The following is a 25,403-nucleotide window of genomic DNA, read 5'->3' as shown; positions in this document are numbered from 1 at the left end:
GGTGCACTAGGTGCACCATGTTTGTCGTGAGGCCAACGCTCCGGTGACAGGCTCCATATGACAAGCCGTCATTCGATTTCGAAGTCGGACGCGAAGAGGCTTGTCACCAAGCAGGGCGCCCCCGGAACCGGTGGTTCAACTGCTGATCAACGACTCAAGAGGGGCCTTCTTTGGGCTGCTCTGAGCTGCACGAATGCACCGCCGACAACTCCACAGCGTGATCCACCGCAGTAGGACGGCCGTGACCGCACCGGCCGAGGCGAGTGGAGACCAGCCGACCGAGACCGGGCCCGCGTCACAACCGGGCCCCACACCCCGCAGGGGGACACGCAATCGGCTCTAAAGAACCGCATGGCCCACCTTGATGCCGCCCTGCCCCTTGGGAGATCGGACCTCCCCAAGACAAGCGGTGCCATGCGTATCGGAGGTCCGAAGCACAGTCCCGATGGTCGTCAGGCCGGGTTCGACTCCCGGCCGGGACACCGGCCCGCCGGCACTCGCCGCGCGAGCTGCCGAGGCTGTCGCCTCTCTCCAAAGACCGCGACACCCCGGCTTCCCTTCGACACTCAGGAGCGATCAATCGTGCGTGCGTACATCGGCACTCATCAGGCCGTCAGCACCAACGACTTCGTGGAACTGGCGCTCGGCACGCCGGTTGAGCTGTGGCTCGGCGTGGAGAGCGAGACTGAGGAGGAGCGCGCGGCCCGCCTGGACGCGGCCCGCGACATCCTCGCCGACAACCCGAACCTGCCGGACGACGTGAGCCGCATCGCCGCGGAGGCGATCGAGGCGTACGCGCCGGAGCTGTTCAACGTGGTCCCGCTGGCCCGGCCGGCGACCCGCCGTACGCGTTCTCGGAAGGGAGCGGCGGCATGAGGGCCGTGACCGAGGCGGACCGCCCCGGGGTCCCGCCGCTGACCCGTCCGGAGATGGGCCTCGCCGGCGTCGGCGCGCTCGCCGCGGCCGGTGTCGGCGCCCTCGGGCTGATCTCCTCGTTCGACGCGGTCTCCGCTGCCGCGCTGCGGTGGGGGTTCGGTGCACCGTGGATGCTGCCGGTCGGCATCGACGTGGCGATCCCGGTGTTCACCGTGGCCAACCTGCTGCTGATCCGGATGGACATGGCCCTCGCGTGGGTCAGGTTCGTTCCCTGGGTCCTGACGCTGGTGACCTGTGGCCTGAATGTGGCCGCCGGGCAGGGGGTGTGGGCGAAGGTCGCGCACGGCACGATGCCGCTGCTGTGGGTGGTGTTCTCCGAGATCGGCGCCCACATCTACGCGGTGCGGATCGGGGCCGCGACCGGCCGCCGGATGGACAAGATCCGCGCGTCCCGGTGGCTGCTCGCCTTCCCCTCCACATTCTCGCTGTGGCGGCGGATGACGCTGTGGGAGATCACCTCCTACGCCGACGCGCTCGCCCGTGAGAAGGAGCGGCAGCTCGCCCGCGCGGACCTGCGCGAGACCTACGGGCGCCGGTGGCGGTCGAAGACCCCGCGCCGCGAGCGCGTCCTCCTGCGGCTCGGCGAACTCGCCCCCGAGGCGCCCGAGCCCGCCGAGGGGCCCGAGCCGCAGCCGGAGGAGAGCCCAGTGCCGCCCCAGCCACCGGAGGAGCCGAAGGAACGAGCGCCCCGCAAGCGCCGCCCGGCACGGCCGAAGGGCAAGGGCTCGAAGGCTCCGCGCACGACGGCCGAGCTGCTGGCCGAGGCCCGGCAGCTGACCGCCGACTGGGCGGACAGCGCGATCAACGCCGAGGCCATCCGTACCGCGCTCCACTGCTCGGCCGCGAACTCCCGCGTACTGCGGGACCACCTGCTCGCCGAGCGCACCGACGGTCGGCCGCTGCACCCCGTCGAGACCGAGACCGAGGACCCCACCGAATCCGCCGAGACGGCCGAGGAGGTCGCCGCATGAACACGCTCTTAACCGTCCTCGTCGCGACCGGCCCGCTCGCGGCCGGATGGTCCGGCCACGTGCTGTGGCTGGGCAAGCGGCTGCACACCGCCCGCCGTGACCCGCTCACCGGGCTGTGGACCCGCGAGGGCTTCACCCGCCGTGCCACCGCGCTTTTGCGCGACGACCGGGCGGTGGTGATCCTCGCGGACGTCGACCACTTCAAGCAGATCAACGACCGCCACGGCCACGCCGCTGGCGACGCGCTGCTGAAGGCGACCGCCGACCGGCTCGCCCATTACGTCGGCCGCCACGGTGTTGCCGGGCGCCTCGGTGGCGATGAGTTCGCCGCAGTCGTCATCGACACCGACGGCACGGTCGCGGACCTCCTCGCCGTCCTCCACGGCGTGCTGGCCCGCCCCGCCGACCAGGCCAACCCGCACGTGGCCACCACGGTCTCCCTCGGCTGGGCCCGCGCCGCCGACCACCTGGGCGAAAACCTCTCCGCGCTCCTCAGCCGCGCCGATGAGGCCATGTACGCGGCCAAACAGGCGCGGGCCGGGGTCCGGCGGGCGGGACTGGGGCGGCTGTTCGCCACCGTGGCCGGCCGCCGCTCCGGACGCCGAGGCGCCCGCACCGACGCTCCCGCAATCGTGGCGGCAGCGTGATGTCCCCGACGTTCGGGAAGTGCTTCGACCCCACCGGGGCGACGTTCGGGATACCGACCTACCCGTGGCGCTACGCCCCCGACGGCTACGCCACCCGCCGCCAGCTCCGGGCCCGAGGGCTCCGGCCCGGCGGTCAGCCGGTCGCCGCTCAGGTCATGCGCCGCAGCCGCGGACGGAAGTCCGGTGTGCTGGTCGGCTACCTCTACCGCATCGAGCTCGCCAAGCCGGTCCGGCCCATGACCTCACGGAAGTGGGGCGCGCTCGCACTGGCGATGCTCGCCCGGCGGACCTGCCCGCTGTGCCGTACCGACGTCGGATACGTGATCCCGACCTCGCTCGGCACCTGCGTCCCCTGCGCCTACCTCAACGACCAGCGCACCTCTTGATCACCAAAGAGGTGCAAACCCTACCCGTCAGCAAGGGGGGTACTTTCCTACCCCTCTCTCCTCCGAAACGGGCTGACGATTCTCCGCACGGGCCCGGCCGCTCACCTTCCACAGCGCCGGCCGGGCCCGCCGTTCCCTCTTGAGAGAAGGAAGCTTCAGTGAAGCACCCCGACGAAGAGAACGAGTTCTTCAACCGACTCGAAGCCGACATGTCCGCCGACTGGTCGGCCGACGAAGGGGCCGACGTGGTCGACCTCGACAAGGCCCGTACCGCCCGATCGGAGTCGGCCGACTCCGCCAACCGACCCGGCGCCGACCCGTCGGCCGACTCCCGCCCCGACGGGTCGGGCACCCTCGCGGCCGACCCGTCGGCCGACGCGGACGACGACGGAGCGGCGACCGTGATGGTCGACGGCCCGGTCCCGACCGGGCCCGGTCTGATGGAGCGGGTCCGGGGCGGCAAGCGCCGCGAGGTCATCCCCATGTGGGCCCGGTCCAAGCCGGAGTTCCTGGACGCGCTCGGCTGGCTCGGCGGATACGCGTGGCACACCACCGCGTTCCACACGGTCCGCCTGCCCTGGTACGGCCTCCGGCTGGCGTTCCAGGCACCGGCCGGAGCGGCGAAGTTCATCGGCGGCGCGATGCGCTGGGTCGCCGACGCCGAAGGCGAGCCGCTGCGGCAGGTCGCCGCCCGCCGCGAGGACGTCGAGCAGTACCTCAAGCTCTCCCGGCAGCGTGACAACCGGGTCAAGCTCCGCGGCATCCTCGCCGTCCTCGGCCTCATCCTCGGCCCCGTCGTCGCCATCCTGCTGTACGTTCTCGCCCCGACCTGGCTCACCGTCGTCGCGCTCGCCGTGCTCACGGCCGGTCTGGGCTTCCTCGGCGCCCCGGCGGACAAGCCGGTCATCTCCCGCGCGGTAGTCGCCACTGAGGTCGAGCGGTTGACGTCTGGGATCGTGGAGCGGGCCCTCGGTGCCCTCGGCATCGCCGAGATCAACAAGGCCCTGGCCAAGGGCGGAGAGGGCATCAAGTTCCCCGCTCCGATCACCCGCGACGGGCCGGGCTGGCGCGCGGACGTCGACCTTCCGTACGGCGTGACCGTGCCGGACATCCTCGATCGCCGCGAGAAGCTGGCCTCCGGCCTGCGCCGCCCGCTCGGCTGCGTGTGGCCCGAGCCGGTAGCCGACGAACACGCCGGCCGGATGATGCTGTGGGTCGGTGACAAGGCCCTGAACAAGACGCCGAAGGTGCCGTGGCCGCTGGCCAAGAGCGGTACTGCGTCGCTGTTCAAGCCGGTGCCGTTCGGCACCGACCAGCGCGGGCGGAACGTCGACATCAGCCTGATGTACGACAACGTCCTGATCGGCGCCATGCCGGGCATGGGTAAGACGTTCTCCCTGCGCACGCCGCTGCTGGCCGCGGCCCTCGACCCGCTCGCGGAGCTGCTGGTGTGGGAGTTGAAGGGCACCGGCGACCTGGACCCGCTGAAGAAGGTCGCCGCCGACTACGGCTCCGGCCCGGACGACGAGACCTGCGCCGCGGCGCTGGACTCGATCCGCTACGTCCACAAGGACCTGGAGCGCAGGGCGAAGGTGATCGCCTCGCTCCCGAAGGACAAGTGCCCGGAGAACAAGGTGATCCCGTCCCTGGCCGCGAACCGATCGCTGGGGCTGCACCCGCTGGTCCTCGCGATCGACGAGTGCCAGGAGCTGTTCTCCCACGAGAAGTACGGCAAGGAAGCCGGCGCCCTGTGCACGGCCATCATCAAGCGCGGTCGGGCCCTCGGCGTCATGCTGCTGCTCGCGACCCAGCGTCCCGACAAGGACTCGCTCCCGCCGGCCATCAGCGCGAACGTCGGTACGCGGTTCTGCCTGCGGGTCATGGGCCAGATCGAGAACGACATGATCCTGGGCACCTCCACGTACAAGAACGGCATCCGCGCCACGTCATTCACGAAATCCGACAAGGGCATCGGCTACCTGGTCGGCGCCTCCGACGACCCGCAGATCGTCAAGGGCTACTACATGGACAACCCCGAGGCCGATGCCATCTGCGAGCGAGCCAGGAAGGCCCGGATCGACGCGGGCACCCTGACCGGCCTTGCGGCCGGGATCGCACCCGAGCGGCGGACGGCAGCGGACACGCTGCTGGAGGACATCCTCGCCGTCACCCCGGCCGATGAGGCCAAGCCCTGGAACGACGTCACCGTCGACCGGCTCGCCGAACTGCGTCCCGAGCTGTACGGGGCGTGGGCGGAGATGGAGCCCGCGGACAAGGCCCGGCAGCTCACCACGGCGCTCAAGCCGTACGGCGTGACCACCGGGCAGGTGGCCCGCCGGATCAACGGCAAGACCGTCAACCGGACCGGCTTCGAGCGCTCCCGCATCCCCACCGCGATTGCGGAGCGTGAGCGAAAGCGGGACGCGAGCTGACCGCCAGGGCCCTCTAGTGCTAGGGGGTCAACCCTCTAGCGCTAGAGGTCCCGCTAGCGGCCCCTATGGCACTTGATCAGGCCGCTAGCCGATAGCGGCCCACCTGCAAGAACCCTCGAAACCGCCCCGGGAGGGCCCTCGATGACCCCTGCCCTGCTCGCTATCGCATTCCTGCTGGTCGTCACTCTCGGTTACGCATCCCTGTGTGCGGCCTCGCCGTTCGGCAACTGCCGCAAGTGCAACGGACTCGGCTTCGCCCTGACCACCGACCGCAAAGGCAAGCCCAAGCGCGGCAAGACCTGCCGCCGCTGCAAGGGCCACGGCATCCGCATACGCGTCGGCCGCTGGCTCTACAACCGCGCCGCCCGCACCTACCGCGCCGGCACCCGCTGACCCAGCAACGACAGGAGCCCACCCGTGATGTTCGAGATCTCCGCCGTCCTGCTCTTCGGCGCCGCGTCCACGTTCGCCGTCAGGACCAGGTCCTCCAACGTCGGTGCCGCCATCGTCCTCTTCCTGTTCGGCTTCTTCGCCGCCGGAACCGGCGCCTACGAGCCGATCACCAACCTCGTCAAGGCCTCCGCCACGGCCCTCTCCGACCTCGCCAACTAGACCAAGGAGCAGCCGCGATGAACGAACCGACCATCGCCCGGCACTGGCTCGCCGAGGCCCTGCCGAAGGCCGCGCCCGCCGTCGCCACCACCACCGTGCTGATCCTCGGCCGCATCTGGAACGCCAACGGAGCCGAACACTCCACCGGCAACGCCGCCCTCATGGTCGTGCTCGCCGCCGGAGCCGCCACCGCCGGCGCGTTCGCCTCCGCCGGACGCAACGGAGACGGAGTCCTCTCCGGAACCGCCTTCGCCGCATCCGGCGGGCTCGCCCTCGCCGGAGTCGTCGGATACGCCGACGGCCTTTCCCTCCCGCTCCTGCTGTGGGCGATCGCCACCGCCATCACGTACGGGCTCGCCGCCCGCTACTGGCGCACCGACCGCCGCGCCACCGTCGCCCACGAACGGCACACCAGCGAGCGCCGCGAGGAGCACGCCCACATCGAACGCGTGGAAGCCCTGCGTGCCGGAGCCCAGATCGAGGTCGCCCGCTCCGGCGCCCTCTACGCCGAGCAGCTCGCCACCGCCCTCATCACCCGCGCGAGCCTGCCCGGCTTCGACCCCCAGGCCCTCACCCGCGCCGGCCTCCCCGAACTCCCCGCCACCGACACGACCAAGGAGCACTGACCCATGTTCGAGATCCGCGTCATCTGCGACCCCGACGACACCGGCCGAGTGACCGCCGCCCTCGGCGGAGCCTTCACCACCGGCACCGTGCGCGAGCACCCCACCCGTGACGGCCGCCGCGCCCGTCTCTACGTCACCGCCGACCACCGGCCGCCGTCCGCGGCGTGGCCCACGCCCGCCCAGGCGTACGCCAAGGCGCCGAGCATCATCAGCGAGATCGGGTGGACCGCCAACGCCGCCACCGGCCGCCCCACGTTCGCCCTCCTCGGCCGGGAGTTCTGGCTCCGCAAGGCCGCCGTCTTCGACCGCATCGCGCTGGACGACAGCACCGCCAGCATCCACACGGACGCCGACGAGATCGCCCTCGTGGCTGCTCTCAAGCTCTTGGAGGTCGACCGCGACGGCGAGGGCGACTACCACGGCGCCCCGTACTGGCCCGAGCACCCCACGGCCCTCGCGGACCCCCGCGGCTACGTCCGCCAGGAATACGCCCACTGGATCACCCGGCAGTAGCTACGCCCGAGGCGGTCGCCTCTCTCCAAAGACCGCGACCGCCTCGGCTCTCCGTCCCTTCGACAGAAACAGGAGCAAGACCAGAATGACTCATCCGAACCAGTTACGGCGAGACGCCCTCAGCACCGCGCTCACTCTCGCCGCTGGGGGCCTGCCGATGCTTCCGTTGAGTGCCAACAAGCGCCCGTTCGGCAACTGCCTCGACTGCCGGGACAACCGCTGCGGCGGTCGGCCGAACATGAGGGCCCCCGGACCGTGCCTGTGCCCGCGTCCGTGCCACGCCTGGGCCGCTGCCACTACCGACCCCAACGTGCTGTCCTCCGGCCCCTGGGCGGCCGCCTGGGCCCGCGCGGGGGCCGTCGCCTACCATCCTGGCGCCGCCGGAGTGACCGTGGTGGACCTGGACGACGCCGACGCGATCGCGTGGGCGCGCGCCACCCTGCCCCCTACCCGCACCGTGGCCACGACGCGGGGCGAGCACTGGATCTACCAAGGGGCGATGCAGTCGGCCAACGGCGTGCGGGCGGGCGTGGACATCAAGTCGTCAATGTCCTACGCCCGATGGCTCGGCCCCGGCACCGGCCCCATGGCACCCCTGCCCCCGGCGGTCCGAGCCCTGATCGAGAAAAAGACGCCCCGGCCCCGGACGTCCACTGTCACGGTGCCCGCGCCGGCCGGTGGCGGGCCGTGCCCCCATCGCTCGCCCGCCTACCTGGAGCGCGGGATCGCCATGGCGGAGCAGCGCATCACCGACGCACACAGCACGATCCACACCACCGTCTACCGCACCTTCCTGGCGGTCCTCGCCGCGCACGGCCGGTGCGGCTGCCTTACCGACATGCATGTCGCACGGCTGTTCACCGCCGCGCAGGCCAAGGGGGAGTCCCCGCGGCACTGCACAGACGCGTGGGCCAACGCCCGCACCGCATTGGGGATGTGACCGTGGCCGAGGACGAGAAGAACCCGGCCCGCGAGGTCATCACCACCTACGCGCAGGAGCACTTCCGGTACTTCCGCACCGTTGACGGCACCGTTTACGCCCAGCGCAACGGGCATCCCGTCGCTCGCCCCATCCGCTCCCAGGGCACCACCGGCAGCCACCGCCAGGAACTCATGGTCGGCCTGTTCCGTGACGGCCTGGGCGTCTTCAACGGCACCGCCTTGAAGGAGGCACTCGACTTGATCGAAGCACTCGCGCTCACCGAGGACGTCCAGCCCGTCCACATCCGCGTCGCCCCCGGATTTGACGGCGCGACGTGGCTGGACTTGGGCCGCGACGACGGCAAGTCCGTTCGCATCCACCCCACGGGCTGGGACATCCTCACCCCCGACCCGCGCGAGGTGTGCTGGCGCCGCACCCAGCTCACCGGCGAACTGCCGCTGCCCGTGAAGGACACCAACGGCAAGGGCATCGACCTGCTGATGCGGCTGGTCAACTTCGCCAGCGCGCACAGCGAGAGCCTGGCCCTGGCGTGGCTGGTCGGCTGCCTGGGCCCCGACGTCCCCGTTCCCGCTCCGTTCCTCACCGGCCCGCAGGGCGCGGGCAAGTCCACCGCCGGGAAGATGCTCGTGCGGATCATCGAGGGCATGAGCGGGGACCTGCGACGGCCGCCGAAGGACGAGGAGAACCTGATCACCGCCGTGGCTGCTGGATGGGTCACCGGCTTGGACAATCTCTCCCACCTGGCGCCGGACCTGTCCGACCTCATGTGCTGCATCGTCACCGGAGCCGAGAACATCAAGCGCGCGCTGTTCACCGACGGCGACGTGGTCCGCTCCCGCTACCGTCGGCCGATGCTGCTGACCGGCATCGACGTCGGCGTCATCCGCCCCGACCTTGCCGAACGGCTCCTTCCGCTCCGCCTGGAGCGCCCGCGGGTGCGGCGGACCGAGGCGGAACTGTGGACCGAGTTCGCCCGGGACCTGCCCGTCATCCTCGGCTCCGTGCTCGACCTCGCCGTCACCGTCCGCGCCACTCAGGCCGACATCCCCACCGACCTGCGCATGGCCGACTTCGCCCACCTGTGCGCCCAGCTCGACGCCGCCACCGGCTTCGGCGCCCTGGACGCCTACCGGGCCAGCCTGGACGACCTGAACGACGACGTCATCGAGGGCGACCTGCTCGCGCAGACCGTCCTCAAGCACGCCGCCAGCCTCGAACCTGGCACCGACATCCGCATGACGTCGGCCGAGTGGCTGCACTGCCTCACGCAGCTCTACACCGGCGAGGGAGAGTTCCGCCCGCTGCCCAAGGGCTGGCCCACCACCGGCAAGGTTCTCTCCGACCGTCTCAAGCGGCTGCAGCCCGTCCTGACCGCCCGCGGCGTGCTCGTCGACTGGGGCCGCACCCGCACCGCCCGCTACATCGAAATGACCCGCCCCAAGCCGCCGGCCGACGAGCAGCAGCCAGCGTTCTAACCCAGCGCACCGCGACCGCGCAGCCACAGGCAAGAGGAGCACCCCGCCCCGGGGGGCGTGCTCCTCTTGCTCTTCGGCGGCCGCGCCGCCGCTCAAAAGGCGTGCCGCTCAGCGGCTCCTTCTTCACGCCTGAAGGCACGCACAACCACAGACACCACCCCTCCCTTTTTCCTAAGTAGGAAGACGCTGCGTCACCTGCGTCACGAACGGTCCCGAAACCACTCGTGACCTGCGGCGACAGCTGTGACGCAGAGCCCCAAATCCTGCGTCACCTCGCGTCACCCGCGTCACCAGTGACGCGGCCCAGCGTCACCGGTGACACAACCCCGCGACCCCTGCGTCACCGAGAAACCGCAGGTCAGGTTCCTAAATGACGCAAATGACGTCGTGACGCAGAAATCTCAACCTCGGACACACCAGCCACCTCCCAAGGAGCACCGCATGGACGCGGCCCCTTCCGAAGTGACCTACGACCCCACCCTCGTCCTGCTGAAGCCCGAGGAGGCAGCCCGCCGCCTCCAGATCGGCCGGACCCTCTGCTACCGCTACATCGGCACCGGAGAGCTTGAATCCGTACCCCTCGGCCGACTCCGCCGGATCCCCGCTGACGCCGTCATCGAATTCGCCGCCAAGCTCCGCCGTGCCCATCGGCCGGCCGCCTGAGAGGTCACTGTGGAACAGAAGAAGCGCACCCGCCGAGCGAACGGCGAAACGGCGATCTACTTCGGCAAGGACGGGCGTTGGCACGCCCGAGTGCCGATGGGCTTCAAGGACAACGGGGAGCCCTACCGCCGGCACATCACCCGCCCCTCGGAAGATGCCCTGAAGGATGAGGTCAAGCGGCTGGAGAAGCAGCGCGACCAGGGCACCGCCCAGCAGCCCGGAAAGCTGTGGACCGTCGAGAAGTGGCTCTGGCACTGGGTCGAGAACATCGCCAAGGACGTCGTCAGCGAGAACACCTACGACGGCTACGAAGTGGCGGTGCGCGTGCACCTCGTTCCCGGCATCGGGAAGCACCGCATCGACCGCCTGGAGCCCGAACACCTGGAAAGCCTGTACCGCCGGATGCAGAAGAACGGCAGCAAGCCCGCCACGGCTCACCAGGCTCACCGCACTGCTCGCACCGCGCTCGGCGAAGCCGTCCGACGTGGCCACGCGGCGAAGAATGCCGCCGCCCTGGCCAAGCCCCCCAGAATGGAGGGCGACGAAGACGAGATCGAGCCCTATTCCGTCGAAGAGGTCCAGAGCCTGCTGATCGCGGTGAACAAGCGTCGCAACAGCGCTCGCTGGATGCTCGCCCTTGCTCTCGGATTACGGCAGGGCGAGACCCTCGGCCTGCGGTGGTCCGACGTGGACCTGGACAACGAGTACCTGAAGCTGCGCCGGAACCGTCTCCGGCCGAAGTACGTGCACGGATGCTCTGAAGCGTCGCCGTGCGGCCGAAAGGCTGGCTACTGCCCGAAGCGCGAGCAGGTGCGGCGGGAGACCAAGAACACCAAGTCGCGGGCCGGCCGCCGTGCCGTGCCGCTGCCCGGACCCCTGGTCGTGATGCTCCGTGCCCACAGGGAGGCACAAGCGCGTGAGCGGGCAGCCGCGGGCAACTTGTGGACCCCCTCGGAGTACGTCTTCACCAAGCCTCTCGGCGGCCCGCTCAGCCCGAACACGGACTACCACGACTGGAAGAAGTTGCTGGGCGACGCGGGCGTGCGTGACGCGCGTCTGCACGACGCCCGGCATACGGCTGCCACCGTGCTCATGCTGCTCGGAGTCCCGGATCGCGTCATCGACCAGATCATGGGGTGGGAGCCGGGCACGTCCTCCCGGATGCGGGCGCGGTACCTCCATGTGCCGGACGCCATGCTGAAGGACGTGGCGCGGAAGATCGCCGAAGCCATCTGGGGGCCCTCGGCGAAGCCCGCTGTGGACAAAGACCAGGACAACGAGGGCTGAGGAACGTCGAAGGGCCCCACCGCGAACGGTGGGGCCCTTCGACAACGTGCCCGGTGAGGCACTGGCGGAGGATACGAGATTCGAACTCGTGAGGGGTTGCCCCCAACACGCTTTCCAAGCGTGCGCCCTAGGCCTCTAGGCGAATCCTCCGCCGCAAACAATACAAGACGTGGAGGGGTGCTCGCGAACGTGATCGTTCGGAGGGGATCCGGCGGGGTCGGCTCGGGGGGTGGGGGCGCGGGCGGGGTCGATACCGGGGGCGTGGATCCGCTAGGGTGGGGCCCAGCCCCTCACGTGGCGCTATCTCACCCAACTCCCCCAGGGCCGGAAGGCAGCAAGGGTAAGTGGGCTCTGGCGGGTGCGTGGGGGGCGCTTTGCGTTCCGGAGGCCTGCGCGGCGCCGGCGGGCCGCCGCTGTCGGTGGGCCCGGATAACCTCGTAGACGTGTCGTCCCTTGCGCTGTACCGCCGCTACCGCCCGGAATCGTTCGCCGAGGTCATCGGTCAGGAGCATGTCACCGCGCCCCTGATGCAGGCCCTGCGGAACAACCGGGTCAATCACGCGTACCTGTTCAGCGGGCCGCGCGGGTGTGGAAAGACCACCAGCGCGCGCATCCTCGCCCGGTGCCTGAACTGTGAGCAGGGCCCCACCCCTACCCCCTGCGGGGAGTGCCAGTCCTGCCGCGACCTCGCCAGGAACGGCCCGGGGTCCATCGACGTCATCGAGATCGACGCCGCCTCGCACGGTGGCGTGGACGACGCCCGCGACCTGCGTGAGAAGGCCTTCTTCGGGCCCGCGTCCAGTCGCTACAAGATCTACATCATCGACGAGGCCCACATGGTGACCTCGGCGGGCTTCAACGCCCTGCTGAAGGTGGTCGAGGAGCCGCCGGAGCACCTCAAGTTCATCTTCGCCACCACCGAGCCGGAGAAGGTGATCGGGACCATCCGGTCCAGGACCCACCACTACCCGTTCCGTCTCGTGCCGCCCGGCACCCTCCGGGAGTACCTGGGTGAGGTCTGCGGCCGTGAGGGCGCTCGGGTCGAGGACGGCGTGCTGCCGCTCGTCGTGCGCGCCGGCGCCGGGTCCGTGCGTGACTCGATGTCCGTCATGGACCAGCTCCTCGCCGGCGCGGGCGAGGAGGGTGTGACATACGCCATGGCCACCTCGCTTCTCGGCTACACCGAGGGCTCGCTCCTCGACTCCGTCGTCGACGCCTTCGCGTCCGGGGACGGCGCGGCCGCGTTCGAGGTCGTCGACCGGGTCGTCGAGGGCGGGAACGACCCGCGCCGCTTCGTCGCCGACCTGTTGGAGCGGTTGCGTGACCTGGTCATCCTCGCCGCCGTGCCCGACGCCGGGGAGAAGGGGCTGATCGACGCCCCCGCCGATGTCGTGGAGCGGATGCAGGCCCAGGCGTCCGTGTTCGGTGCCGCCGAGCTCTCGCGCGCCGCGGACCTGGTCAACGCGGGCCTCACCGAGATGCGAGGCGCGACCTCGCCGCGGCTGCAGTTGGAGCTGATCTGCGCCCGGGTGCTGCTTCCCGCCGCCTTCGACGACGAGCGGTCCTTCCAAGCCCGCCTGGACCGCCTGGAGCGCGGCGGGGCCGCCGCCTTCGCCGCCGGGCCGCCCGCCATGGGCTACGTACCCGGGCCCGAGGCGCATGCCATGGCCCCGGCCGGTCCGGGCGGGGGTCCCGCGGCCGCCCGGGCCGCCGCCCGGACCCCGGCCGCGGCTCCGGCTCAGGCCGCTGCTCCGGCTCCGGCTCCGGCCCAGGCACCCGCCCCCGTTCCGGCTCCCGCCCCGGTGCACCAGGAGGCCGCGCCGCCCACCCCGTCCGCCGCTCCCGCGCAGCCCGCCCCCGGGGCGTGGCCCGGAGCCGCGCAGCCCGGGAGCGGAGCCCCGGCTGCCCGGCCCGCCGCCGCGGCTCCCGCCCCCGGCGCCTGGCCGAGCGCGGCCGCGGCCGGCCAGGGCGCGCCCGCACCTGGTCACGTTCCGGCCGCCCCGGCGCCCGCACCCGCCGCCGCGGCGCCCGCCGCGCCCGTCCCCTCCCCCGGCATGGCCGCCGGTGCCGGACAGGTCCAGGCGATGTGGCCCGCCGTCCTGGACGCCGTAAAGAACCGCCGTCGCTTCACCTGGATCCTGCTCAGCCAGAACGCCCAGGTCACCGGCTTCGACGGGACCACACTTCAGCTGGGATTCCCCCAATGCCGGAGCCCGCGACAACTTCGCCAGCAGCGGCAGCGAGGACGTGCTCAAGGCGGTCCTGGCCGAGCAGTTCCAGGTCAACTGGAAGATCGACGCCGTCGTGGGCGGCGGCCCGGCCCCGGTGTCCGCCCCCGGCCAGTCGTACGGCGGGCCGCCCGCGCCCGCCCCGGCGTACAGCCCGCCCCCGCCCCCGCCGCAGCAGGTCCCCGCTCCTCAGGCCCCGGCCGCGCAGCCTCAGCAGCCGTCCCAGCAGCCTCACCAGCCGCAGCAGCCTCAGCAGTCCGCCGCCCCGTCGCCGCCCCCGGCCGCGCAGCCGCCCGCGCCGGTCGCTCCCGAGGACGACTTCGCCGAGGACGACGACCCCGACCTCGTCGAGAGCGCGCTGACCGGACACGACCTGATCGTGCGGGAGCTCGGAGCCACGGTTGTGGAGGAATACACAAACGAATAGGACGTCTCGGTTGGGTGGCCGCACGAAGGCGTCGCCGCCGTCCGGGCTAGGCTGAGCGGCGTGAAGGTCCTCGTCATCGGCGGCGGCGCCCGCGAACACGCCCTGTGCCGCTCTCTGTCCCTCGACCCCGACGTCTCCGCGCTGTACTGCGCTCCCGGCAACGCCGGCATCGCCGAGGTGGCCGAGCTCCGCCCGGTCGACGCCCTCGACGGCGAAGCCGTCGCCGCTCTCGCGACCGAACTCGGCGCCGACCTGGTCGTCGTGGGCCCGGAGGCCCCGTTGGTCGCCGGGGTCGCCGACGCCGTGCGCGCCGTCGGCATCCCCGTCTTCGGCCCGTCCGCCGAGGCGGCGCAGCTCGAAGGCTCCAAGGCCTTCGCCAAGGACGTGATGGCGGCGGCCGGGGTCCCGACCGCACGCAGCTACGTCTGCACCACCCCGGAGGAGGTGGACGCGGCCCTCGACGCCTTCGGCGCCCCCTACGTGGTCAAGGACGACGGTCTGGCGGCCGGCAAGGGTGTGGTGGTCACCGAGGACCGGCACGCGGCCCGCGCGCACGCCCTCGCCTGCGACCGGGTGGTCATCGAGGAGTACCTCGACGGCCCCGAGGTCTCCCTCTTCGCCATCACCGACGGCGTTACCGTCGTCCCGCTCCAGCCCGCCCAGGACTTCAAGCGCGCCCTGGACGGCGACCAGGGCCCCAACACCGGCGGCATGGGTGCCTACTCGCCGCTGCCCTGGGCCGACCCGAAGCTGGTCGACGAGGTCATGGAGCTCGTGCTCCAGCCGACCGTCGACGAACTGCGCCGCCGCGGCACCCCCTTCTCGGGACTGCTCTACGCCGGCCTCGCGATCACCGGCCGCGGCACCCGGGTCATCGAGTTCAACGCCCGTTTCGGCGACCCCGAGACCCAGGTGGTGCTGGCCCGGCTGCGCACCCCGCTCGCGAGCGTGCTCCTGAACGCCGCCAGCGGCACGCTGGCCGACGAGCCGCCGCTCGTGTGGCGCGAGGACGCCGCCGTCACGGTCGTCATCGCCTCCCACAACTACCCCGGCACCCCCCGCACCGGGGACCCGATCGAGGGCCTGGCCGAGGTGGCGGCCGAGGACGCGCCCGACGCTTACGTGCTGCACGCCGGAACCCGCAGCGAGGGCGACGCCGTCGTCAGCGCGGGGGGTCGCGTGCTCTCGGTGACGGCGACCGGTTCCGATCTGGCGCAGGCGCGCGAGAAGGCGTATAAGGCGGTCGCGCGCATCCGCCTGGACGGCTCGCAGCACCGTACCGACATCGCCGCCAAGGCGGCCGGGCTCGGCTGACCAGCGGCTCCGCAGACCCGCGGGCCCGGTGCGCATCTCACGCGCCCGGGCCCGCGGGCGTGTTCGCGTGCGACTGCATCCGGCCTCGTTCGAACGCACCCACCTTTACCCAAAGCCATTCCATCGGGTGATCGTCACCTCGTCTGCCTGACGGCCGGGCGCGCCCCAACTAGGGTGCGGCGCAGGCATTCCGGCACTTGGCCCACCGACCTTGCGATGTCAGTGGCGGGTGTCACAGTGGGGGAGTGAGCAACGCAGCCGCAGGGCAGAGGGGGTGAGACCGGCCGTGTCCGGAATCGGTTCGATCATGGAAGCGGGCGTTCCGTCCGCGCGGTCCCGCGCTCTGGCCGTGCTGCGCGTGCGCAGCCGGGCCCTGGCCGTGGCGCTGCTGCCCGCCGCCCTCGCGGTGGTGCTGGTGGCCGCCCGGGCGACGGGCCGGCTGGGTGGCGAGCCCTGGGCCGCCGTGACGCTCGTGGTGTGCGTGGTTGCGGCGGTGGTGCTGCTCCTTGCCGGGATCTTCGCCGCGGTGGTGTTGCGGGCGAGCCCGGCGGTGACGCCGACGGTGTCGCTGTCCGAGGCCGCGGCCCCCGATCTCTACCGACTGGTGCGGGACCTGGCCGACCGGATGGACGTACCGCCGCCCTCCGCGATAGCCCTGACGCCGGACTGCGACAGCTGGCTGGAGGACCGCGCCCATCCGGCCCACCGCCGCAGCGGCGCGGCCGGCGGTTCCCGGTCCGCGCCCGGCGCGGCTCCCGTACTGGTGATCGGCTCGCCGTTCCTGTGGTGGATGCGGGTCGCAGAGCTGCGGGCCGTGCTTGCGCCGGTCGTCGCCGGTACAGGTCCTTCCGCGCACCCGGACATAGCCGACGCGCGAGGCTTCGTACGGGGCCTGGACGCCGCCGTGGACGTGGGCAGTCGCCGAGGTCTCGGCTGGATCGCCGGTCCGGCCCGGCTACTGCTGAGGCTGTGCAGGACGGACGCCGCCGAGATGGAGCGCGGGGTGGCTGCCGCCGCCTCGGACCGTGCACAGGGTGTGGACTACGGGCTGCGCATCGTCGCCCAGGAGCAGGTCGGCCTCGCCTACGCGGGCTGGGACCGGCTGCTGACCCGGGTGGCCCTGCCCGCCTGGCGGATGGGCCGCTGGCCCGCGCACCTGGACGCCGGGGTGGTCTCGGCGCTGACCGAGCTGTCCCGGCGGGACCGGCTGGCCGAGGGCTTCACTTCGCGCCTCGGCGAGCGGCCCGCCTGTGACCTGCTGGAGCAGCCCGGCGTGATCGACGAAGCGACCTCGCTGCTGGCCGCGCGGCTCTTCCACGGAGGCCCGGCCGAGGCCGGGCCGGACTGGTCCCCGGTGGACTGGGCGGCCTATCCCGAAGAGGTCGTGGACCGCACGTGGCGGGCGGAGGCGGCCCGCCTGCACGCCGCGCTGGACGCGCTCGCCGCCCCTGCGGGACCGCCCGCGGGACCTGCCGGGGCAGTCGGCGGCTCCGCGTCCGCTGGTGACCCGGGACCGGCCGGTGCCGGGTCCACTGCTCCGGTCGCCCCCGTCACCGCCGTCGCCCCGGTGGCTCCCGCCGCTGCCGGAGCCGCCGGCTCGCCGGCTCCGTCCGGCGCTTCGGGTACAGCGGGATCCGCCACGATCGAGGCCGCCGCCGCGGTGCCCCGCGGTGTGGACGGCTTCGCCGGGCCCACGCTGGAGCGGGTGCTGGGCTGCCTCACGGGCGCCGCCGGTGAGGGAGCGCTCGGCGAGGCCCTGGCCGGGCGGCTCAGCGCCGACCTGGCCCGTGCCGAGCGGGCCGCGGGCGCGGCCGGTGCGGCCGCGAAGGCGCGCGGCGCGGACGCCGTACCGCTCTTCCCGCTCCAGCCGCCGCGCAGCGGCCGGGATCTGCTGGCCGACCACGTGACGGCGATGGTGTGCTGCGCTGCCGTGGACTCGGCTGGGGCCGCCCCCGGAATGGACTGGCTCGACGGACCGGTCCTGCTCGTCGGCGGCGACCGCCGGACGGATCTCGCACCCCGCGTGCTCCGCCTGGTCGAGGACGGCGACCCGGGGCCGCTGCGGGACTGGCTTTCGGCCCTCGGGGTCCGCACGGAGAAGCCCGTCCGGCTGGTCTGAGACACCCCCGAAACCGCCCCGGAGCGGCGACGCATCGCACGGATATACGGATGCCATTGTTCCGTTCTCGTCAATTCGCGACGAACGGTGACGGACTGCGTGCGTTATGTGATGTGCTGGGACCGGTCGCGGCTGGACGATCCCGAAGCGGATCTCCGCGCACTGCCGTACCGGCGCCACGAGCGCCACGCACCGAGGCGACGCATGCCGACCGGGGGAGCGAGGGAGGGGAACGGTCATGGGTACCGACCAGATCCGGCGTTGGGAGTCGGGTGCGCTCGCGCACGCGGTGAACGACCCCTTCGGGCAGGGCCCCCTGCCCTGGTTCCGGGGCAGTGAGCTCTACTTCGACGACACCGGCCAGGTCGTCCCCTGGTACGTGGACCCGGCCGCCGCGGTCGCCGGCACCGGCCAGATCCCCCGGGCCCGCGGCAACGGAGGCCCCCGCACCGCCGACGACGTGCACCGTCAGATCAAGGGTTTCGCCTCCACCGGCGCGGTAGCCCCGGGCGAGGCCATCGACTTCCACATCACCGTCGACCCGCCCCAGCAGTTCTCCGTCGACGTCTACCGGATCGGCCACTACGGCGGCGACGGCGCCTCGAAAATCACCACGAGCCCCCGCCTCTCCGGCATCGTCCAGCCCGCCCCCCTCGCCGCGGACCGTACCGTCTCCTGCCACCACTGGTGGCTCTCCTGGCGCCTGCAGGTCCCGTCCTACTGGAGCGTCGGCGCGTACGTCGCCGTCCTGACCACCGCCGACGGCTACCGCTCCCACATCCCCTTCACGGTCCGCGACGACCACCCCGCCGACCTGCTGCTCCTGCTCCCCGACATCACGTGGCAGGCCTACAACCTCTACCCGGAGGACGGCCGGACGGGCGCCAGCCTCTACCACGCATGGGACGAGGCGGGCCGCCTCCTCGGCGAGCGGGACGCGGCCGTCACCGTCTCCTTCGACCGGCCCTACGCGGGCGCCGGCCTGCCCCTCCACGTCGGCCACGCCTACGACTTCATCCGCTGGGCCGAGCGCTACGGCTACGACATCGCCTACGCCGACACCCGCGACCTGCACGCCGGCCGCATCGACCCGACCCGCTACCGCGGCCTGGTCTTCCCCGGCCACGACGAGTACTGGTCGGCCCCGATGCGCCGCACCGTCGAGCGGGCGCGCCACCACGGAACCTCCCTCGTGTTCCTCTCCGCGAACACCATGTACTGGCAGGTCGAGCTCGGCCCGTCGCCCTCCGGCGTCCCCGACCGGCTGCTCACCTGCCGAAAACGCCGCGGACCGGGCCGCCCCGCCCTCTGGCGCGAGGTCGACCGCCCGGAGCAGCAGCTGCTCGGCATCCAGTACGCGGGCCGGGTCCCGGAACCCGCCCCGATGATCGTGCGCAACGCCACGCACTGGCTGTGGGACTCCACCGGCGCCGGCGAGAACGACGAACTGCCCGGCCTGGTCGCAGGCGAGGCCGACCGGTACTTCCCGCGCACCCAGCTCCCCGAGCACCAGGACCGGATCCTGCTCGCGCACTCCCCGTACCTCGACAGCGAGGGTCAGCGCCGTCACCAGGAGACCTCCCTCTACCGGGCCCCCAGCGGGGCGCTGGTCTTCGCCTCCGGCACGTTCGCCTGGTCCCCGGCCCTCGACCGTCCCGGCCACGTCGACGAGCGCGTGCAGCGGGCCACGGCCAACCTCCTCGACCGGATCTGCAAGCACGACTGACCCGACCGGGCTCGGCCGACACACCCCCTGTCCGGGGGTGGGCGGCCGGGTGCGCGAGAATCGGGGTGCGCTTCATACAGAACCACAGGGAGACCCCGTGTCCGGATTCGTCGAAAAGCCCGAGCCGGTTCAGGTTCCGGGCCTCGTCCACCTCCACACCGGCAAGGTGCGCGACCTCTACCAGGACGAGGACGGCCGCCTCGTCATGGTCGCCAGCGACCGCATCTCCGCCTTCGACTGGGTGCTGCCCACCGAGATCCCGGACAAGGGCCGCGTCCTGACCCAGCTCTCCCTGTGGTGGTTCGACCAGCTCGCGGACCTCGTCCCGAACCACGTCATCTCCACCGAGCTGCCCGCCGGTGCCCCCGCCGACTGGGCCGGCCGCACGCTGGTCTGCAAGAACCTCGACATGGTCCCGGTCGAGTGCGTGGCCCGCGGCTATCTCACCGGCTCGGGCCTCGCCGAGTACAACAAGACCCGCACCGTCTGCGGCCTCGGTCTTCCCGAAGGCCTCGTGGACGGCTCCGAGCTGCCCGGCCCGATCTTCACCCCGGCTGCCAAGGCCGAGGTGGGCGAGCACGACGAGAACGTCTCCTACGAGGAGGTCGCGCGCACCACCGGAGCCGAGACGGCCGCGCTGCTGCGCCAGACCACCCTCGCCGTGTACAGCCGCGCCCGGGACATCGCCCGTGAGCGCGGGATCATCCTGGCCGACACCAAGTTCGAGTTCGGCTTCGACCCGAAGGACCACGCGCTGGTCGCCGCGGACGAGGTGCTGACCCCGGACTCCTCCCGCTTCTGGCCCGCCGACCAGTGGGAGCCGGGGCGTTCCCAGCCCTCCTTCGACAAGCAGTACGTCCGTGACTGGCTGGCCTCCGCGGCCTCCGGCTGGGACCCGAAGGGCGAACTGCCGCCGCCGGCCCTCCCGACGCAGGTCGTCGCGCAGACCCGCGCGAAGTACATCGAAGCGTACGAGCGTCTGACCGGCCTGGACTGGTCGTAGGGAACGAAGAAGCCCCGGTCCGAGGACCGGGGCTTCTTCCTTACAGAGCGGACAACGCGACTCGAACGCGCGACATCCACCTTGGCAAGGTGGTGCTCTACCAACTGAGCTATGTCCGCAGGCGCCGTAAGGCGAGACCTACTATACCCAACCTCGCTCCCTCGCGAGACGCACTGCCGCATGACGGTTCTCGGCGCCCAGCTTCGTGGCCGCCGAGGACAGGTAGTTGCGGACCGTCCCCTGCGACAGCGAGGCCCGCTCCGCGATCTCCGCGATCGGCGCCCCGTCCCCCGCCAGCTCCAGCACCTCGGCCTCCCGCGCGGTCAGCGGGGAGTCCCCGGCGCTGATCGCGTCGGCCGCCAACTCGGGGTCCACGTAACGGCCTCCGGCGTGCACGGTCCGGATCAGCTCGGCCAGCCGCTGCGCCGAGACCGTCTTCGGGGCGAAGGCGCGCACCCCCGCCGCCAGCGCCCGCTTCAGGTGTCCCGGACGCCCGTGACTGGTCACGATCATCGTCTTGCAGTCGGGGAGTTCGGCCCGCAGGGATGTGGCGACACTCACACCGTCCGCCCCCGGCATCTGCAGGTCCAGCACCGCCACGTCCGGGCGGTGCGCCCGTGCCATCGCCAGCGCCTCGGGGCCGGACGCCGCCTCCGCGACGACCAGCAGGTCGTCCTCCAGAGCGAGGAGCGCCGCCAGCGCCCCGCGGATCAAGTGCTCGTCGTCGGCGAGCAGTACGCGTACCGGGCTCACGCCCGCACCTCCAGTCCGTCGAGCCGTGGGCCCGGTATCTCCGCACGCAGCCGGAACCGGCCGTCACCGACCAGCCCCGCCTCCAGGGTTCCTTCCAGCGCGGCGAGCCGCTCCCGCAGCCCGGCCAGTCCCGAGCCGGGCGGCCCGGCAGGAGCCTCCGGCGCGCCGTCGTTCTCCACCACGAGCGTCACGGGGCCGCTCGCCGGAGCCGCCAGCCGGATTCGGCAGCGCTGCGCGTCCCCGTGCCGCAGCACGTTCGTCGTGGCTTCGCGGACCACCCAGCCGAGTGCCGACTGGACCTCCGAGGGGAGCTCCCGGTCCGGCCGGAAGTCGACCCGGCACTCCATCCCGGCCGCGCTCAGCACCCCGCGCGCTCCCTCCAGCTCCACCGCGAGGTCCGCCTCCCGGTAGCCGCGCACCACGTCCCGGACCTCCCGCTGGGACTCCCGGGCGATCCGCTGGACCTCGATCATCTGCTCCACCGCCTCGGGGCGTTCGCGCCGGGCCAGCTGGACGGCCAGCTCGCTCTTGAGGGCGATCACGGCCAGGTTGCGGCCCATCACGTCGTGCAGGTCGCGGCCGAAGCGCAGCCGTTCCTCGGCCACCGCCAGCCGTGCCTGGACCTCGCGGGAGCGGTCCAGCTCGTAGACGGTCCTCAGCAGCCAGCCGGAGAACCCGCTGGTGGCTCCGAAGAACAGGCCTCCCAGCAGCACGCCGACGGCGTACCCGAGCGCCTTCCCCACCGGCATGCCGAGGCTCAGGGCGGCCAGCCCGGTGGCGACGGCCGCCGCCGCGGCGACGTACCACATCCGCCGTACCGACTTCAGGCACAGGACGAGCGATCCGGAGGTGAACCAGGCCAGTCCGGCCACCATGGTCGGTGCCACGGTCGCTTGGGACTCCCCGGTGGTCCGCACGGTGAGGACGGCCAGGACGCATCCCGCCGTCACCAGGGCGGTGGCCACTGCCAGTCGGGTGGGGCGCTCACGCCGCCCCACCACCCAGTGCAGTGCCCGGGAGGTGAGCACCCCGCACAGGACCGCGTGCGCGCACATCATCAGGAAGAGCGAGAGGGGCACCACGAAGGAGGTCCCGTCGGCGGCCGCGGCGGCCAGCGGGGTCAGCGCGAAGGACAGGATCTCCAAGAGCACGAAGACGTAGAACGACCCCCGGGTGTAGAGCTCGACCTTCCCCGCGGTGCTGCGGTTCTTCCACCACCCGGTCAGCTTCGACACGGTTCCCGTCCCCCGACTCGTCCTAGCGACGCGGTTCCCAGCGGAACCACCGCTGGACAGCAAACACGCTGATCACGATCCAGGCCAGCACGTTCAGTCCGGCGCCCAGCAGGTCCCCGCCCTCCGCTCCGCCGCTCCAGCCGGCCCGTACGAGGACCATCACGCCGCTCAGCGGCAACAGTTCGCACAGCGAGGCCGCCAGGTCGGGCAGCGAGTCCGTCGGGGCGAACAGCCCCGAGCCGAGCACGGTCGCCAGGAACAGCGGCAGCGTGGTGAGGCCGGCGGTCTCCACGGTGCGGGTGAAGGAGCTGGTCACCGCGGACAGCGCGGCCAGTAGCAGGAGGCCGGCGAAGACGGCCGCCACGAGCAGCAGCGGGTTCTGCGGCATGCGCACGTCCAGGGCGAACGCCCCGGCGACCGCGAGGACGGCGATCTGGCCGAGCGCCAGGCAGGCGGCGGGCAGCGCCGTCCCGGCCAGGATCTCCAGGTCCCGGGCCTCGCCGGTGCGCAGCCGCTTCAGGACGAGCTCCTCGCGCCGGGCGACGTAGGCGGAGACCAGGTTCATGTAGACGACGAGGAGCAGCACCATGCCGATCCCGCCGGTCAGGGTGGCCTCGCCGACGGCCGCGGCGCCTTCGACGCCGGTGAGGGAGGAGCGCAGGACGAACACCATCAGCAGGGGCATCAGGAGGGCCACGCCGAGTGCGGCCCGGTTGCGCACCAGCAGGGTGAGCTCGGAGCGGCCGAGCGCGGTGATCCGGCCGGCGTTCAGGGTGAGCGTGCTCATCGGGTCCCCGCCATGGTGTCGTCGTGACTGTCGTGACTGCCGTGGCCGGTGCGACCGGTGCGGTCGCCGGTGTTGCGGCGGTTCCGGGCGATCTCCAGGAAGGCCTCCTCCAGGGAGGCGGACCGGGCGTCGAGCCCGCCCAGTTCCACGCCGTTCTCCCGGGCCCAGCCGAGCAGTTCGGCCAGGGTCTCCTGGAGCGCCTCGGTACGGATCTCCACGCGCTGCCCGAAGGCGGCCGCCCGCAACGACAGCGGCAGCCGGGCGGCGGGCGTCCCGGCGGGCAGGGCGAAGCGGATCCGGGCCGGCCGGGTGGCGGTCACCTCGGCCGGGGTCCCGGACAGGACCAGCTCGCCCTCGTGGAGGATCGCGAGGCGGTCCGCGAGCTCCTCTGCCTCCTCCAGGTAGTGCGTGGTCAGCAGCACCGTGGTGCCCTGCTCCCGCAGTGCGCGCACCAGGGCCCAGGTCTCCCGGCGCCCTTCGGGGTCCATGCCGGTGGTGGGCTCGTCCAGGAAGAGCACCTCGGGTCGGCCGAGCAGGGCCAGCGCCAGGTCCAGGCGCCGCCGTTCCCCGCCGGACAACTGCTTCACGCGTACGCCGGAGCGCGCGGTCAGGCCGACCAGCTCCAGCACCTCGGCCGCCGGGCGGGCGCCGGTGGTGACCCCGCCCCACATCCGCACGGTCTCGACGACCGATAGGTCCGAGGGGAAGCCGCCCTCCTGGAGCATGACCCCGGTGCGCGGCCGGACCTCGGCCCGCCGGGTGAGGGGGTCGAGGCCGAAGACGCGGACCTGCCCGCCGCTCGGCGCGGCGAGTCCCTCCAGCACTTCGACGGTGGAGGTCTTGCCCGCGCCGTTGGTGCCGAGCAGGGCGAAGACCTCACCCCGCGCCACGGAGAAGGAGACGCCTCGTACGGCCTCGAATCCTCCGGCGTAGCCCCGGCGCAGGTCCCGGGCTTGGATCACGGTGTCAGTCATGGATCAAGCGTCGCGGCGTCCGGAGCGGCCCGGCAGTGCGCGTTGTCACGACCGGCGATGACATTTGTCAGGGCGTTCCGCGGCCGTCGGCGGCGAAAGGGGAAATACGAAGAAGGCCCCGATCGGAATGATCGGGGCCTTCCTTCACAGAGCGGACGACGCGACTCGAACGCGCGACATCCACCTTGGCAAGGTGGTGCTCTACCAACTGAGCTACGTCCGCAAGCAGTGCACTGCCGGGGCAGTACGTGCATCACTCTACCCGATCCACCTGAGTGGTCGGAAAGTCATGCAGAGCGGGTGACAGGAATCGCACACTGCGCCTTCCCTCTGGAAGAGGGATGTTCTGCTACTGAACTACACCCGCACGACCTCGGAGGGTCTGACCTGCGGTCCGGCCCCTTCGGCGTGATCCACACACTAGCGGACGGGTGGGGGGCCTTGGCAAATCGGCCCTCAGTGGGCCGCGTTGTAGGCCTCGTAGATCTTCTTCGGGATGCGGCCCCGCGGCGGCACGTCGTGCTGGTTGGACCGGGCCCAGGCGCGGACGACCGCCGGGTCGGGCGCGACCGAGGTGTGCTTGAAGGTCTTCCCCGAGCGCGACCGGCGGCGTCCGGCGGCCACGAAGGGCGCGAGGCTCTTCCGCAGTTTCTTTGCGTTGGCCGCATTCAGGTCGATCTCGTACGACTTACCGTCCAGGGCGAACATGACCGTTTCCGCCGCTTCTCCGCCGTCGATGTCGTCGGAGAGCGTCACTACTACGCGCTGCGCCACGGATATCGGTCCCTTCGTGCGACACCGCCACCTGCTGACGTGCGGCGATGTCGCCTGTTCGGATGTTCTGGAGCAATGCAACTTTCGACCGGAATCCCGGTTGATTCCTTTGTACCTCGATTCCCATTGCATTGTGAAGCTCAGTTAATTCTCTCCGCGTGTCCCGTCGCAATGCCGGGTACGTGGTTTTCCTGGGGATTTTGCGAAGCGTTGGTGAAGCCGAAACGGCGCGGTGATCAAGCCGCTTCCATATCTACCCGCGTAGAAATTTCGGCCGGGTACGCTGATGGAACCGCCTTGCACCAACCACCTCATCGGGAGTGCCAGTGGCACGCGTCGTAGTCGACGTCATGCTCAAGCCGGAGATCCTCGACCCCCAGGGCCAGGCGGTGCAGCGTGCACTGCCGCGCCTGGGCTTCGAGGGCATCGCCGACGTCCGTCAGGGGAAGCGCTTCGAACTGGAAGTGGAGGGACCGGTCGACCAGGCCGCCCTCGACCGCATCCACACGATGGCCGAAACGTTCCTCGCCAACACCGTCATCGAAGACTTCACCGTGAAGGTCGAGGCCTGA

At 71.7% G+C, this 25,403-nt stretch carries 23 protein-coding genes, 4 tRNA genes, 1 other RNA gene and 1 pseudogene; 20 read left to right on the top strand and 9 right to left on the bottom strand.

Going from position 1 to position 25,403, the window contains the following annotated elements:
* The first annotated feature begins 582 nt into the window (after window positions 1-582).
* From R4Z63_RS14930 to R4Z63_RS14870, 13 genes are all read left to right on the top strand, one after another.
* A complete protein-coding gene (locus R4Z63_RS14930; RefSeq protein WP_384445706.1) occupies window positions 583-876 on the top strand; it encodes a hypothetical protein in 294 nt (97 codons plus the stop codon).
* Entirely contained in the window at window positions 873-1,907 is a 1,035-nt protein-coding gene (locus tag R4Z63_RS14925; RefSeq protein ID WP_384445704.1) for a DUF2637 domain-containing protein, read from the top strand. The genes R4Z63_RS14930 and R4Z63_RS14925 overlap by 4 nt, the downstream gene beginning before the upstream one ends.
* Window positions 1,904-2,554 (top strand): GGDEF domain-containing protein, encoded by a 651-nt coding sequence (locus R4Z63_RS14920; RefSeq protein WP_384445702.1) that lies wholly within the window; start codon window positions 1,904-1,906, stop codon window positions 2,552-2,554. Before R4Z63_RS14925 ends, R4Z63_RS14920 begins: the two co-directional genes overlap by 4 nt.
* On the top strand, window positions 2,554-2,940 hold the full coding sequence (locus R4Z63_RS14915; protein WP_384445700.1) for an RRQRL motif-containing zinc-binding protein: 387 nt from the start codon (window positions 2,554-2,556) through the stop codon (window positions 2,938-2,940). The genes R4Z63_RS14920 and R4Z63_RS14915 overlap by 1 nt, the downstream gene beginning before the upstream one ends.
* A 158-nt stretch (window positions 2,941-3,098) precedes the next feature.
* Window positions 3,099-5,372, top strand: coding sequence for a cell division protein FtsK (locus tag R4Z63_RS14910; RefSeq protein ID WP_384445698.1), 2,274 nt, complete (start codon window positions 3,099-3,101; stop codon window positions 5,370-5,372).
* Window positions 5,373-5,513: 141 nt separating this feature from the next.
* Entirely contained in the window at window positions 5,514-5,765 is a 252-nt protein-coding gene (locus R4Z63_RS14905; protein WP_384445696.1) for a hypothetical protein, read from the top strand.
* A 27-nt stretch (window positions 5,766-5,792) separates the two neighbouring features.
* Entirely contained in the window at window positions 5,793-5,984 is a 192-nt protein-coding gene (locus R4Z63_RS14900) for a hypothetical protein (protein WP_384445694.1), read from the top strand.
* Window positions 5,985-6,001: 17 nt separating this feature from the next.
* Window positions 6,002-6,610, top strand: coding sequence for a hypothetical protein (locus R4Z63_RS14895; protein WP_384445692.1), 609 nt, complete (start codon window positions 6,002-6,004; stop codon window positions 6,608-6,610).
* 3 nt (window positions 6,611-6,613) lie between these two features.
* Window positions 6,614-7,123, top strand: coding sequence for a hypothetical protein (locus R4Z63_RS14890; RefSeq protein WP_384445690.1), 510 nt, complete (start codon window positions 6,614-6,616; stop codon window positions 7,121-7,123).
* 85 nt (window positions 7,124-7,208) lie between these two features.
* Complete coding sequence (locus tag R4Z63_RS14885; RefSeq protein ID WP_384445688.1) at window positions 7,209-8,063, top strand: bifunctional DNA primase/polymerase; 855 nt, start codon at window positions 7,209-7,211, stop codon at window positions 8,061-8,063.
* Window positions 8,064-8,065: 2 nt separating this feature from the next.
* A complete protein-coding gene (locus R4Z63_RS14880; protein WP_384445686.1) occupies window positions 8,066-9,541 on the top strand; it encodes an AICE element replication initiation protein in 1,476 nt (491 codons plus the stop codon).
* Window positions 9,542-9,982: 441 nt separating this feature from the next.
* Window positions 9,983-10,204 carry a helix-turn-helix domain-containing protein gene (locus R4Z63_RS14875; protein WP_356779450.1) on the top strand — a complete coding sequence of 74 codons (222 nt, stop codon included), beginning with the start codon at window positions 9,983-9,985 and terminating at the stop codon, window positions 10,202-10,204.
* Between the two features lie 9 nt (window positions 10,205-10,213).
* Window positions 10,214-11,491 (top strand): tyrosine-type recombinase/integrase, encoded by a 1,278-nt coding sequence (locus R4Z63_RS14870; protein WP_384445684.1) that lies wholly within the window; start codon window positions 10,214-10,216, stop codon window positions 11,489-11,491.
* Between the two features lie 62 nt (window positions 11,492-11,553).
* Here the strand turns inward: R4Z63_RS14870 and R4Z63_RS14865 are convergent.
* Window positions 11,554-11,641, bottom strand: a tRNA-Ser gene (locus R4Z63_RS14865).
* A 131-nt stretch (window positions 11,642-11,772) separates the two neighbouring features.
* Here R4Z63_RS14865 and ffs point away from each other — a divergent pair.
* The 6 genes and pseudogenes from ffs (at window position 11,773) to R4Z63_RS14835 (ending at window position 20,308) form a co-directional block, all read left to right on the top strand.
* An RNA gene (gene ffs / locus R4Z63_RS14860) (signal recognition particle sRNA small type) lies at window positions 11,773-11,871 on the top strand.
* Window positions 11,872-11,934: 63 nt separating this feature from the next.
* Window positions 11,935-14,146 (top strand): annotated as a pseudogene (locus R4Z63_RS14855) (DNA polymerase III subunit gamma and tau).
* A 60-nt stretch (window positions 14,147-14,206) separates the two neighbouring features.
* Entirely contained in the window at window positions 14,207-15,460 is a 1,254-nt protein-coding gene (gene purD / locus R4Z63_RS14850; RefSeq protein WP_384445680.1) for a phosphoribosylamine--glycine ligase, read from the top strand.
* Between the two features lie 286 nt (window positions 15,461-15,746).
* Window positions 15,747-17,579, top strand: coding sequence for a M48 family metalloprotease (locus R4Z63_RS14845; protein WP_384445678.1), 1,833 nt, complete (start codon window positions 15,747-15,749; stop codon window positions 17,577-17,579).
* A gap of 238 nt (window positions 17,580-17,817) precedes the next feature.
* On the top strand, window positions 17,818-19,305 hold the full coding sequence (locus tag R4Z63_RS14840; RefSeq protein ID WP_037920118.1) for a N,N-dimethylformamidase beta subunit family domain-containing protein: 1,488 nt from the start codon (window positions 17,818-17,820) through the stop codon (window positions 19,303-19,305).
* A 97-nt stretch (window positions 19,306-19,402) separates the two neighbouring features.
* Window positions 19,403-20,308 carry a phosphoribosylaminoimidazolesuccinocarboxamide synthase gene (locus R4Z63_RS14835; protein ID WP_384445675.1) on the top strand — a complete coding sequence of 302 codons (906 nt, stop codon included), beginning with the start codon at window positions 19,403-19,405 and terminating at the stop codon, window positions 20,306-20,308.
* Window positions 20,309-20,354: 46 nt separating this feature from the next.
* Here R4Z63_RS14835 and R4Z63_RS14830 read toward each other — a convergent pair.
* The 8 genes from R4Z63_RS14830 to R4Z63_RS14795 all read right to left on the bottom strand — a co-directional run bounded on the left by R4Z63_RS14830 (window position 20,355) and on the right by R4Z63_RS14795 (window position 24,831).
* Window positions 20,355-20,427, bottom strand: a tRNA-Gly gene (locus R4Z63_RS14830).
* A gap of 22 nt (window positions 20,428-20,449) precedes the next feature.
* Window positions 20,450-21,061, bottom strand: a complete 612-nt coding sequence (locus R4Z63_RS14825) for a response regulator transcription factor (protein WP_037920116.1) — start codon at window positions 21,059-21,061, stop codon at window positions 20,450-20,452.
* The gene (locus R4Z63_RS14820; protein ID WP_384445673.1) at window positions 21,058-22,296 is read right to left on the bottom strand and encodes a sensor histidine kinase; all 1,239 of its coding nucleotides are present in this window, start codon (window positions 22,294-22,296) and stop codon (window positions 21,058-21,060) included. Before R4Z63_RS14820 ends, R4Z63_RS14825 begins: the two co-directional genes overlap by 4 nt.
* A gap of 22 nt (window positions 22,297-22,318) precedes the next feature.
* Entirely contained in the window at window positions 22,319-23,083 is a 765-nt protein-coding gene (locus tag R4Z63_RS14815) for an ABC transporter permease (RefSeq protein ID WP_384445671.1), read from the bottom strand.
* Window positions 23,080-24,057 (bottom strand): ABC transporter ATP-binding protein, encoded by a 978-nt coding sequence (locus tag R4Z63_RS14810; RefSeq protein ID WP_384445668.1) that lies wholly within the window; start codon window positions 24,055-24,057, stop codon window positions 23,080-23,082. The genes R4Z63_RS14815 and R4Z63_RS14810 overlap by 4 nt, the downstream gene beginning before the upstream one ends.
* A 150-nt stretch (window positions 24,058-24,207) precedes the next feature.
* A tRNA-Gly gene (locus tag R4Z63_RS14805) sits at window positions 24,208-24,280 on the bottom strand.
* Between the two features lie 72 nt (window positions 24,281-24,352).
* A tRNA-Gly gene (locus R4Z63_RS14800) sits at window positions 24,353-24,424 on the bottom strand.
* Between the two features lie 89 nt (window positions 24,425-24,513).
* Window positions 24,514-24,831, bottom strand: a complete 318-nt coding sequence (locus R4Z63_RS14795; RefSeq protein WP_037920109.1) for a histone-like nucleoid-structuring protein Lsr2 — start codon at window positions 24,829-24,831, stop codon at window positions 24,514-24,516.
* 326 nt (window positions 24,832-25,157) lie between these two features.
* On the opposite strand from R4Z63_RS14795, the gene purS reads away from it, so the two are divergent.
* The gene (purS, locus tag R4Z63_RS14790; protein WP_037920107.1) at window positions 25,158-25,403 is read left to right on the top strand and encodes a phosphoribosylformylglycinamidine synthase subunit PurS; all 246 of its coding nucleotides are present in this window, start codon (window positions 25,158-25,160) and stop codon (window positions 25,401-25,403) included.

Source organism: Streptomyces sp. PL-29, from assembly GCF_058344425.1.
This window is presented reverse-complemented; position numbering and strand designations above follow the sequence as displayed.